The 11812-nt window shown below is 39.2% G+C and carries 9 protein-coding genes and 2 pseudogenes; 1 reads left to right on the forward strand and 10 read right to left on the reverse strand.

Annotation, left to right across the window (positions count from 1 at the left end; genetic code table 11):
- Positions 1 to 134: 134 nt before the first annotated feature.
- From KUA57_RS01985 to prfB, 6 genes are all read right to left on the reverse strand, one after another.
- Positions 135 to 1478, reverse strand: coding sequence for a DEAD/DEAH box helicase (locus KUA57_RS01985; protein WP_125416683.1), 1344 nt, complete (start codon positions 1476 to 1478; stop codon positions 135 to 137).
- 291 nt (positions 1479 to 1769) lie between these two features.
- Positions 1770 to 2585, reverse strand: a complete 816-nt coding sequence (locus KUA57_RS01990; RefSeq protein ID WP_115904785.1) for an endonuclease/exonuclease/phosphatase family protein — start codon at positions 2583 to 2585, stop codon at positions 1770 to 1772.
- Positions 2586 to 2636: 51 nt separating this feature from the next.
- On the reverse strand, positions 2637 to 4817 hold the full coding sequence (locus KUA57_RS01995) for a PTS transporter subunit IIBC (RefSeq protein ID WP_218493568.1): 2181 nt from the start codon (positions 4815 to 4817) through the stop codon (positions 2637 to 2639).
- Between the two features lie 185 nt (positions 4818 to 5002).
- The gene (gene ftsX, locus KUA57_RS02000) at positions 5003 to 5929 is read right to left on the reverse strand and encodes a permease-like cell division protein FtsX (protein WP_218493569.1); all 927 of its coding nucleotides are present in this window, start codon (positions 5927 to 5929) and stop codon (positions 5003 to 5005) included.
- Positions 5922 to 6614: a cell division ATP-binding protein FtsE gene (ftsE, locus tag KUA57_RS02005; RefSeq protein WP_004263501.1), complete on the reverse strand. Its 693-nt coding sequence runs from the start codon at positions 6612 to 6614 to the stop codon at positions 5922 to 5924. The genes ftsX and ftsE overlap by 8 nt, the downstream gene beginning before the upstream one ends.
- Before the next feature lie 17 nt (positions 6615 to 6631).
- Positions 6632 to 7727 (reverse strand): peptide chain release factor 2 gene (gene prfB, locus KUA57_RS02010; RefSeq protein ID WP_125386088.1). Its coding sequence is split into 2 segments (ribosomal slippage): positions 6632 to 7654 and positions 7656 to 7727, totalling 1095 coding nucleotides; the frame shifts between segments, so codons are not numbered across the junction.
- A 169-nt stretch (positions 7728 to 7896) separates the two neighbouring features.
- Between prfB and KUA57_RS09745 the strand changes: the two are divergent.
- A pseudogene (locus KUA57_RS09745) lies at positions 7897 to 7993 on the forward strand (helix-turn-helix domain-containing protein); the annotation flags it as partial.
- Between the two features lie 258 nt (positions 7994 to 8251).
- Here the strand turns inward: KUA57_RS09745 and KUA57_RS02015 are convergent.
- The 4 genes and pseudogenes from KUA57_RS02015 to KUA57_RS02030 form a co-directional block, all read right to left on the reverse strand.
- Positions 8252 to 8827 carry a DUF6572 domain-containing protein gene (locus KUA57_RS02015; RefSeq protein ID WP_042751474.1) on the reverse strand — a complete coding sequence of 192 codons (576 nt, stop codon included), beginning with the start codon at positions 8825 to 8827 and terminating at the stop codon, positions 8252 to 8254.
- A pseudogene (locus tag KUA57_RS02020) lies at positions 8824 to 11031 on the reverse strand (LXG domain-containing protein); the annotation flags it as partial. The gene KUA57_RS02015 and the pseudogene KUA57_RS02020, both read right to left, overlap by 4 nt.
- 94 nt (positions 11032 to 11125) lie before the next feature.
- The gene (locus tag KUA57_RS02025) at positions 11126 to 11605 is read right to left on the reverse strand and encodes a hypothetical protein (RefSeq protein WP_042749685.1); all 480 of its coding nucleotides are present in this window, start codon (positions 11603 to 11605) and stop codon (positions 11126 to 11128) included.
- Positions 11606 to 11614: 9 nt separating this feature from the next.
- Positions 11615 to 11812 (reverse strand): hypothetical protein (locus tag KUA57_RS02030; protein ID WP_218493571.1); only part of this gene is annotated, 198 nt, incomplete at its 5' end.

The raw sequence follows: 11812 nt of genomic DNA on the forward strand, positions 1-11812 counted from the left end.
TTATCGGGACTATATAACTTTATCATTATACCATTTTTTAGCGCAATTTGCAGTCTTTAATGTAGTGTTTCTATTTAGATAGTTCGTTCTCATAAATAAAAAAAAATTGGAGCTCAGTACTCCAACTTTTTCTATTAAAATGTTTGGCGTTTTGCTTTACGCTCTGCACGACCGCGAGCACGATTTTCAGCACGCTTGGTCTTGCGACGTTTTTCATCAACCGCCCATTTAATTTTTTTCTTATAACCTGGTTTGACTTTTTTCTTTTTCTTTTTAACCAAACCAATCATTTCGATATCGAGCTTATCTTGTTTTTTCTCACGGTTTGCACGACGATCACGGTCATAGGTATCTTGAAATTCCCCATCTTTGACCATCTTAGGAGTAAACTTGATTCCCAATTTCTCCAACTCACGAATATCCGAGTCATCACTTGGCTGATAAAGGGTAATAGCTGTACCTGGTAGGCCTTTTCGTCCAGTACGACCAACACGGTGAACAAAGAAGGACAAATCTTGCGGAATGGCATCATTGATGACATGGCTGACACCTTCAATGTCAATTCCACGCGCTGCCAAATCTGTTGCGACAATATACTCAAAATCCAGATTTTTAACCTGGTTCATGATACGTTTGCGCTCACGAGGGGCAATATCTCCATGAATCTTCGCTACCTTCAATCCTTGAGCAGTCAGATATGAATGCAATTCATCAGCACGTGTTTTAGTGTTAACAAAAATCATTGCCAAATAAGGTTGCATCAACTGAGTCAACTGATAAATTTGAGCATTCTTATCGCGTCCTTTTGTCGAAATCAACCAATTATCAATGGTATCAGAAATGACCGTTTTGGTCTTGATTTTTTCCATAACAGGATTTGACAAGTATTTTTTCAAGAATGGTTGCAGTTTTTGTGGGATAGTCGCTGAGAAGACCATGAATTGCAGGTCTTTTGGAAGGCTGCCAGCAATCTTATCAACAGTTTCCAAGAATCCCATATCCAAGGTCATGTCTGCCTCATCGACCACAAAGTTCTTGGCCTTGTGAATAGCCAAATCACCGGATTTAACCAAGTCATAGATACGTCCAGGCGTTCCGATAACAATATGAGGCTGGTTACTTGCCAATTTCTCAATCTGGCGAGCCTTATCTGTCCCCCCCACATAATTAACCACACGAACTTCCATTTCTGAGTGGGCTGCAATCTGACGAGCTGCTTGGTAAATCTGAGTAGCCAACTCACGGCTCGGTGCCGTAATGACTGCTTGAACACTATCACTAGCTTCATCTAATTGCTGAAAAATCGGTAACAAGAAAGTGTGAGTCTTACCTGAACCTGTTTTTGATTCTCCAACCAAATCTCGGCCTGCCAGGACAATGGGAATCAACTTATCTTGTACCTCTGTTGGAGTTGTAAATTTCAACTCCTCCAAGGCTTCTCTAATATAGTTTTTAAATTGAAATTTCGTAAATGACATAATACCCTCGATTCTATCTATCCTATCAATTATACCACATTTTATTCCATTTCAGTAGTCTCACTTATTTAGGCTATTTACAGTAGCTTTTCTAATCAGAAAAAGGCTGGAATGTTATAATTCCAACCTCTTTTCATACTCAATGAAAATCAAAGAGCAAACTAGGAAACTAGCCGCAGGTTGCTCAAAACAGTGTTTCGAGGTTGCAGATAGAACTGACGAAGTCAGTAACATCTATACGGCAAGGCGACGTTGACGTGGTTTGAAGAGATTTTCAAAGAGTATCAGTTATTATTTCCAGTTTAAAATAGCACTCAAGCCATAGTGATCACTAACTTGTGGACTCTTGTTGCCATCAAATACGACATGTAAATTTTCCACCGCTAACTCTTTGGTAGTAAAAACATAGTCGATTCGAAGGGGTTCTGTGTTCCCCTTCCAGCCATCAATTTCTGGTGGAACAGTATAGCTACCACTTTTCTCTTTAGCAACTTCAAATGCGTCTTGTAAGCCTAATGGACTAGCTAAAATAGCTTGGTAGCCTTCCTGACCTGCTGGATTGTTGAAATCTCCAGCAAGCAAAAGTGGCTTGTTCAATTCTTTCAAGACAGCCTCAAATCGTGCCCATTCTTCTTGGAAACCTTTATCCCACCAAGAAAGGTGGACACTGGCAACTGCAAGTTCATTACCATCGACTACAGTTTCAGCTAGAGCGACACGGCGAGTATGATAGTCTGTTGGATCATCCACATCTGAAACCAAAATTTCTCTTGCTTCAATAGGTGTTTTAGACAAGATAGCCACACCTTCATGGTAGCGGTCATAACCAATATGGTTATAGGCCCAAGTCCAGTAGTAATCTTTCCCTTGCTCTGACAACTTTTCAACCAAAAGTCTAACATAATGATCTTTATGAATCGGCTCAGCTGCTGGTAAAGCTTGATAGAGATCATTAACTTCTACCTTAGGCGAGGTGATTACCTGATTGATTTCTTGGAAACAAATCAAATCATAATCTTTATCAAGAATATCTTCAAGCAAAAGCTGGAATTTTTCCTCGGCTTCTTTTTCCATCCAGCTATGAGTATTGAGTGTTAAAAATTTCATGCTTTTCTCCTAAAACAAGAGGTTGGAAAACAGCTTCCAACCTCAAGTGTATTACAATTCTACTTTAGCAACTGCTGTTTTAGCTGCAAGAGAACCTGTTTGTTCTAATTTAACTGATTTAATAGCTTCAGCATTTGTGAAGACAACCACTGTTGAAGTTTCACGACCTGCTGCACGGATAGCATCCAAGTCAGCTGTGACAAGAAGATCACCTGCTGCAACTTTTTGCCCTTCAGCTACATGAACAGTAAATGGTTTTCCTTCAAGACTTACTGTGTCCAAACCAATGTGAACAAGTACTTCAAGACCCGCTTCAGTCACAAGACCAAGAGCATGTTTTGTAGGGAAGATGCTTGATACAGTACCTGAAACTGGAGATACAATGTTTCCATTTGCAGGTTCTACAGCAAATCCGTCACCCATCATTTTTTGAGCAAATACTGGATCTTTTACTTGTTCCAAGGCAACAACTTGACCGTCAGCTACTGAGTAAACTTCCTCAGTAAGACCTTTGAATTGAACAGTGTTTTGTTGCGCTTCTGTCATTTGAGTTGGAAGAGTTTCAGGAATGATTTCACCTGAATCAAGGATATCTTGGATATCAGATTTCAATACGTCCGCTTTTGGACCGTAGATAGCTTGAACTCCTTGTCCTTTCATGACAAGACCCATAGCTCCTTCTGCTTTCCATTGTTCTGCATCACCGACTTTGTCAGCATCTTTTACAGTTACACGAAGACGAGTCATACATGCATCCACATCAACGATGTTTGCACGTCCACCAAGAAGGTTGATAATGTTTACAGCTTGAGAACCTGCTGCAACTTTCACTTCGCTGCTAGCTTCTTCTGAACCTTCAGCAGTTTCGTAATTTCCGTTACGTCCTGGAGTTGCGTAGTTGAATTTTTGAATCATGAAGTTTGCGATAAAGTACATGATTACGGCAAAGAGAACAGTTACCCAGATAAAGTTAACAATATCCATACCGATACCAGCGCTAATCGCAATAGGTGTACGAGTCAAGAACTCGATTGAACCGAATGAGTGCATACGTAGGTTCACGACGTCAGCCATAGCGAAGGCCGCACCTTGAACAAGTGAGTAAACAAGATACATAGGTGTTGCTACAAACATGAACATGTATTCGATTGGTTCAGTAACCCCTGTCAAGAATGTTGCAAGAGCTGTCGCAATCATCATACCTTTATATTGATGTTTCTTATCAGCATCAACATTACGGTAGATAGCCACGATCACACCCATCAAGATACCGAATGAACCGATCATTTGTCCAACTTTGAAACGAGCTGGGTGAACAGTATCTAACAATTGTTGGTAGTGACTTACATCAGTACCTTTGAGGTTAACAAGGTCTGTTACCCATGCAAGCCATAGTGGGTCTTGACCAAATACTTGAGTACCTTTAGCTGCACCAGTTAAAATGTCATAAGTACCACCAAGAGCTGTGTAGTTCATTGGGATAGTCAACATATGGTGAAGACCAAATGGCAAGAGCAAACGTTCCAAAGTACCATACAAGAATGGTGCAAGGATTGGAGCAGTTTCTTGTGAGTTGGCAATCCAGATACCAAAGCTATTGATACCTGTTTGAACTACTGGCCAGAAGGCAGCAAGTAGAATTGCAGCGATTGCTGAACGAAGAATGACTACAAATGGTACAAAACGTTTCCCGTTGAAGAATGAAAGTGCATCAGGAAGTTTACGGAAGTTGTAGTATTTATTGTAAGCAGTTGCCCCTACAAAACCTGAGATAATCCCTACAAACACACCCATGTTCAATGCTGGAGCTTCAAGAACACTGATGAAGTAATCAGCCACTTTGATTGAACCACCAAAGAGAGTTGTGACCATAGCATCTGGATTTTTCAACATATCTCCTGATACACCAAAGATTGTACCAGTGATACGGTTAATCAAGATGAAGGCAAGACCAGCGGCGAAAGCACCACCAGCACGTTCTTTAGCCCAGCTTCCTCCAATTGCTAGGGCAAACAAAATGTGAAGGTTACCGATAACCCCCCAACCAATTTGCTCAAGAATTCCACCTGTAACTACAAGTGGTGCAAAAGTTGGGTTAATCATTACGATAGACTTACCGATTGAAATCATCAAACCAGCAGCCGGCATAACCGCGATAACCACCATCAAAGCCTTACCGAATTTTTGCCAAAACTCGAAAGACAAGACATTTTTGAATGTATCTTTCATCATTCAAATCTCCTTTATTCTTATTTAGGCAAACGTTTTACGAAAACGTTTGCACTTAACTATGTATTAATTATACCACTTTAATTTTTTTTGTAAAGGCTTTTATAAAAAAAAGTAGACTTTTTTCTAAAATTTTTGTAGAAAAAAAGGAGATATTAAAACCTCCTCAAATATACTTCTATTTTATTTTAGATTTTCAGGAATCGGCGCATTGAAATTCCTGATCCGATTGAACCGATAAAAATTCCAATCACAAATAATAGAGCAATCATCAGTGGACTGAATATTTCTGGTGATATCATCGAAAGGTTCTGACCAACCAATGACTTATTAACCGATTGGTAAACCATTTTATAGACAATAAATACCAAAACTGATGGAAGTGTTGCTCCAAGCAAACCAATGAAGGCACCTTCAAGCAAGAAAGGCCCGCGGATATAGCCATTCTTAGCACCTACTAAACGCATGATTTGAATTTCACGGCTTCGTGAAATGATGGTGATACGTATAGTATTAGAAATCAAGAACACTGCAATGAAAATCAATAATCCCGCGATAACTAGTCCCCAGACACGAATAAATGAGGCTAACTTAAACAAGCGTTCTGTATTAGCACCACCATCTTGAACTTCTGATACACCTTCGATTTTTTTAGCCTCTTCTGCTACTGTCTTTACATCACTTGGTGTATTGGTATCAACGATATATGCATCATAGAGAGGATTGGCATCGCCTTCAAAGATTTTCCAGTTGTCCCCCATTGTTTCTGTCAACTTTTCATATTGTTCTTCTTTACTTGAAAACGTAACACTTTTAACGGTTGACATACTTTTCAAAGCATCATATACCTTGTGGTAGTCGTTATTTGTAACAGTTTTACCTTCTTTTTCAATAGTCTCACTATTATCAGCTACGTCCTTACGAATGTATACCATTACTCGGACATTATTTTCGATATCTGTAGCTAGTTTAGCCGTATTAAAGATAACAGATGCAAATATTGCAACCAAGGTCAAAGTAATCATAACTGAACTGACAGCAGCTACTGTCATCCAGCCATTTCGTTTCAAACTTTTTAATGATTCAAATAAATGACGAAAAAATCTACTAATCATCGTATCCATATTCTCCTTTAGCTTCGTCACGAACGACACGGCCATTTTCAATGGCAATGACACGGTGGCGCAAGGTATTTACAATCTGACTGTTGTGGGTAGCCATCAAGACAGTTGTACCTTGGAGATTGATGCGTTCCAGCAAGTTCATAATTTCCCATGAATTATCTGGGTCCAAGTTTCCTGTTGGTTCGTCCGCAATCAATACTTTTGGATTGTTTACAATGGCACGTGCTATCGCAATCCGTTGCTGTTCTCCCCCTGAAAGTTCATTTGGGAAAGAACGAACCTTATGCTTCAATCCAACCAAGTCTAAAACTTCCATAACACGTTTTTTGATATTACGGCGGCTCTCACCAATAACTTCCATTGCATAAGCAATATTTTCATAAACGGTTTTCTTTGGTAACAGTTTATAATCTTGGAAGACAACCCCAACACTACGACGTAGGAGAGGGACATCTTTCTTTTTAATTTTAACCAGATTAAAACCAGCAACAGTTAAGCTTCCTTTTTCGATTTTTACTTCACGGTACAAAGCTCTAATAAATGTTGATTTCCCAGCTCCTGACGGACCTACGATATAGGCAAATTCCCCGGGTTCAACAGTGACTGAGACACCTCGCAAAGCAGTCGTTCCGTTGTCGTATTTTTTGACGACATCTCTCATTTCAATGATTGACATGTGAGTTCCTTTCTATCTTAGCTGATTCGCCACTTGAGGTAGGCATCGATAAAACCATCTAGGTCCCCATCCATAACCTTATCTACCTGCGCAACTTCAAAGCTAGTTCGATGATCTTTTACCATAGTATAAGGCGTGAAAACATATGAACGGATTTGGCTTCCCCATGTGATTTCCTTTTTCTCACCCTTGAGAGAATCAACTTCCGCTGCTTTCTTTTCTTGCTCCATTTGATAGAGCTTAGCCTGCAACATCTTCATGGCACGATCTCTATTTCCATACTGGGTACGATCGACCGTTGACTGGACAACAGTCCCAGTAGGAATATGTGTTAAACGTACACCTGTGGAAACCTTATTGACGTTTTGTCCACCAGCTCCACCTGAACGGAAGGTGTCCATCTTGATATCATCTTCACGAATTTCCACTTCAATGGTATCATCCAATTCTGGCATTACTTCCACCGATGTGAAAGAGGTATGGCGACGTTTAGCAGAGTCAAATGGTGAAATTCGCACCAAACGGTGAACACCCATTTCTGACTTGAGAAGGCCATAGGCATTAGGCCCTTCAAATGATAGGGTTACTGACTTAATACCAGCTTCATCTCCTGCTTGGTAATCCAAAACTTCTACTTTAAATCCTTTGGCATTTCCATAGCGAGTGTACATACGAAGTAACATATCACCCCAGTCCTGAGCTTCAGTACCACCTGATCCTGGATGGATTTCCAAAATCGCATTATTATGGTCATAAGGTTCTGACAAGAGAAGGGTCATCTCATAGCTAGTCATCATTTTATCGAGTTCTGATAGCTGTGCAACCAATTCTTCATGCACTGACTCGTCTTCAGCTAAAAAGTCTAATAAAATTTCAACTTCATCCTGCAACTCTTCCATTTTGTGGAAGGTGTTGTAGGTGTTTTTTAATTCATTTAATTCTTGCGACGTTTTTTGGGCCGCGATATTATCGTTCCAAAAATCAGGTTCTGTCATCTTGTTTTCCAAGATGGCAATCTCTTCCTCTAGACCCTCGAGGTCAAAGAGACCCCCTGAAAGAAGCTAATTTTTCACGATTTGCGTCAATTTTCTGACGAATTTCTGAAATGTCCATAAATACTCCTTTTTTATATCGTTTTATTATACCATAATCTATCATTTCTTTCCATTTTTTGCTCTAATGACTTTTTCTATCTTGATTATACAATCTAATTGCACAATAAAAACTCATAAAATTTTCTAGTAAAATAGAATTGAACGAACTAGTTACCAAAAAAAGTTTTATGAGCTACCATCATTCTACCATAGACAAGAGTGAAAGTATTCTCATTTACTGTACTCAAGGCCTAAATTTTTTATCAAATTGCTAAGTTACCTCATCTTTATTAAACTAAATTATGAAATTCCCCAAGTGTTATATCCTTTATGCCTAACTTTCGGGGTACAGTCCAGTTCATACACATAGATCTTTTATCTCATAATCTCCCTGTTTCTTAATAGGGTATAAAAAATCGTCGTATGAATGTTCTGCATGTCAATTGTCGGCATAAATAGTTCGCTATTTTTACCTATTTAACAAAATCCTTCGTAACCTAGTCCAATTATACCACAAAAAGAGAGCATCTTTCGCTCCCTTTATTACTCCGGTAATTCTACCTTCAAGCTCATATCCGTCGGTTGTAATACCTTCTGAACTGCTGCAAGAAAGGCTAGTCCATTATCAGATGGAGAATATTGGAATGTGATATGGATGACTTTTTTATCAAAGCTATCGCCATATCGCTCTACATATTGCTTACTTTCGAGGAAGTAGATGTAGTTATTGAGTTTTTCTTGAAGTTTCAAGAGATGCTCTTCTTCGGTATCTGGAAGCCAAAGATTGCCATCTATTAATAAAAGTTCCAAGTCTGTATCACTCGCTCCGATTGCATCAATTTCTGAAACATCTAACTGAATTGGAGTTTCTTTTATCCAAAATTTTGTTTTTATCAAACGATAAAGTCGATTTATTGCATCACTTTCATTTTTAAATTCGTCTCTTATCCAGATATCTTGGCGCTCATTAACCTCATATACTTTATATTGACTAGATTTCTCATCGTAATAGTATCCCAAGGTAAATTGACCTTCAAATCGTTCATCAAACGCAATATGAAATATCCCTATCTTATCTCTGTGTTTATTAACGAAATTTACTAGTTCTTGTCTCGTCATTTAAATTCCTCCATCATCCCCATATTCAGCATATCAATTCCTCCAAAAGGTGTTACAATCTGTTCAGCGCCACCTGACATATCACCCCATTCTGCCGCTTTCCCATGAACACCATACTTAATATCATCACTAGACATACTCAAAGAAGTAGATGTATCGGATATATATTTTCGATACTTATCCGACAGCTCTAAAAATTGGTCTTGTGACACCCCTTCAATTCCTTCTTCTCTCAAAATCCTATTAAAAATCTTGATATCACCTTCACTGATAGCATCAATTTTATCAAAATAACTATCGGTTTTAAAGTTACCGTTATGGTAAGCTTTAAGATTTTCAACATATGGAATTGAACGTTGACTGTACGTATATGGTCCTTCGCTAGGAATATCCGAGAAGTTACCTCCTCCCATATGTCCAAACCGGTCCCATCGCTCTGGTAAACCAGAAGTTCTCGTTATAGGATGTACAGTTCCTTTTTTAAATCCTAATCTTTCTGGCCAATCATATGAAATCCAACCATCTTCAATTGATTTAACATATTGTGCATCAGAAGGAACATTGATATCTACTTTATCATCAAGCTCAGTAAAATACTTTTGAAGTTTTTGAACCTTTTCTTCTAAACTTAAGTCAGTTTTGTATAATTCACTGGTATACTGCTTCACCTTGTCAAAGCTTGATACTTTCTCAATTGTAAAACTGTCTGTTGGTTTGGAAATCACATCAATCCGAGTCCCTGGTTCAATTTTAGTGCCACCTGTAAAGCGACCTTTTCCTTCACCTACGATAGTACCGCCATATTTTGATAGATTATCCAGAATATCTTGGCGTTTAATGGATAAACCATCTTTTGCAGTCGTGTAATCTTGAATGCGAATTTTTCCAGTTTCATCTACACCGACAGCTTTTAATTGGATACGTTGAATTTCATCTGCTACATTACGTGTCTCAACGGTTATCCTAGTCTCGACATCTTTGAAATTTGTCTTGAAGTCATCAATCTTTGTAGTTGAAAACTCTCTGTAGTTAGCAAAATTTTGTTCAGATACGTTATTTTTCACATTATTGAGACTAAACTTGCTGGCTGCTGAGGAGACCGCATAACCTCCTACGATATTCCCGATAAAGTTTGCGGTTTGGGCATCTTCTTCGCTTCCACCTAGGAGCTTGGTCCCATGATAGGCAACCTGACCCGCTGTATAGGCACCGGCTTCCCCTATCGCAAACTGGGTCAAGCCCTTGACAGCGCTCTGAGTCTGCCCTATGGGAATCATGATGGCACTCGCTGTCACAAAGACATTCCCAACATCATGATACAGCTTGTCATTCCCCATGAAAAGCGTATCTCGGATGAGATTATAGGATTTCGTATGGGCATCCCCTGCATTCCCAAGTTGGATGTTATGAATCCCTTCCCCTGCATTAGACGCCCCATAAGCCGCTGTTCCAATTCCTGCGGTTAAGCCAGCCCCAACAACCAAGGGTGTCGCTGCCCCCATAGTTGCCCAAATCGCTAAAGCACCAATCGCAACAGTCACCACACCAATTGCTAGGTCTTTCCAACCGTTTTTGGCTCGATCCTCCGCAGCCAAGGCTTCAAAACGGACCTTGTCTCGCTCCTGGGCTGCTTGTACACGCTCAACACGACTCTCCATCTGCTGGGTCGCCTGTTTGTAAGCTATCGCAAAGCGTTGAACAGACTGGAGTTTGGCAAAATCTCCTGACTGATAAGTCCCTACCGTACGTGTCTTCCCTGCGTGCTCTGCGACCAAAGCCTTGGTCGCAGACAAGAGTTCCTTAAAGGCAACCAAATCCTGACTCGCATGATTACTTTCATACTGAGTGATGGAGGTATCCAAGTTCTTGAGCTGATTCATGAGAAAGTTATAGTTCATGACCGTACTGGTATGACTGCTTCCTTCGTAGCTCACCAAGTCTGAAATCTTGTCCTTGGTCGTGTTCAAGAGCTCAATCTCACCCTTCAAATCGTCCCGTGAACTCTTTAAAGCACTATGAAGGTTTGTAAATACCTTACTTGGAAGCTTTGTATGAAGATCACCATCAATCTGGTAGTAACCATCCTTGTACAGTAGGAGATTGGTTGAGTAGTCATTCATCAGGTTGACCAGAGTCTGAAGGAGAGTCCCATGCACCTCTACTAGGTAGGTGCGCATACTCGAGATGGCCTGACCTTGGAGATTCTCACTTAATGTAAAAACAGGAACTTGCCTATAACTAAAAGTGAATAAACAAGTTCCTTACAAGCTATTTTAATGGCGATAATGCATCAAAAAATTACTTTTCAATAGAATTTAAAAAGTTATCGATGTCTTGGCCTTCTAAACTCTTGATCTTAACTCCCTGATCTTTAAAGATTCCTAAAGGTGTTTCGACTATTTTTAAGACTTCAATGTCTTTTCGGCTAATCTCTTTTGCCCATTCTAATTTGTTTATCTGCTTGAATCCCAACTCATCCTTTATTTGATTTTGGTTGGCGCTTGGTATTATTTCAAACCAATCTTTCTCAACATTCCTTCGAATCATCCCACTACTAACATGAAAAGAATGCCCCTTATATTGAATCTCATAATGAATACTGTATAGATAGTCTAGCTCTTCCATCTTGACTTTTTTTGTAAATACATTATCAGATATCCTCCCCCAAGGACTTATATAATTTTGAAAATCTTTAAATTTAACACGACTATATAAAATTACTTCATGCTTGTTCTCATATTCCGCTTCAAATTTGTTTTGTTTATAAATTGCGTACATTACTATCCCTCATTCCAATACTATCCAGCCTTTATCTTTAGTAAAACCGTATTGTTTCATAACTTTACCAGTTTTACTTTCAAAAACGCTTATCATATCTCCATTCTTAAATACATGTTCTTCCATCAATTTATACTCCGGTAATATGATATTCTTAGAACCTGTAAAACCTCGACCTGTAAAAGGATAACTTGCATTATCAAGTTC

This window comes from Streptococcus vulneris (assembly GCF_019218685.1).
Taxonomy (GTDB): Bacteria; Bacillota; Bacilli; order Lactobacillales; family Streptococcaceae; genus Streptococcus; species Streptococcus vulneris.

Bases quoted from the DNA above. Each gene is read 5' to 3' on its own strand.
- KUA57_RS01985 (WP_125416683.1), bottom strand. From the start codon at position 1,478: ATGTCATTTACGAAATTTCAATTTAAAAACTATATTAGAGAAGCCTTG.
- KUA57_RS01990 (WP_115904785.1), bottom strand. From the start codon at position 2,585: ATGAAATTTTTAACACTCAATACTCATAGCTGGATGGAAAAAGAAGCC.
- KUA57_RS01995 (WP_218493568.1), bottom strand. From the start codon at position 4,817: ATGATGAAAGATACATTCAAAAATGTCTTGTCTTTCGAGTTTTGGCAA.
- ftsX (WP_218493569.1), bottom strand. From the start codon at position 5,929: ATGATTAGTAGATTTTTTCGTCATTTATTTGAATCATTAAAAAGTTTG.
- ftsE (WP_004263501.1), bottom strand. From the start codon at position 6,614: ATGTCAATCATTGAAATGAGAGATGTCGTCAAAAAATACGACAACGGA.
- KUA57_RS02015 (WP_042751474.1), bottom strand. From the start codon at position 8,827: ATGACGAGACAAGAACTAGTAAATTTCGTTAATAAACACAGAGATAAG.
- KUA57_RS02025 (WP_042749685.1), bottom strand. From the start codon at position 11,605: ATGTACGCAATTTATAAACAAAACAAATTTGAAGCGGAATATGAGAAC.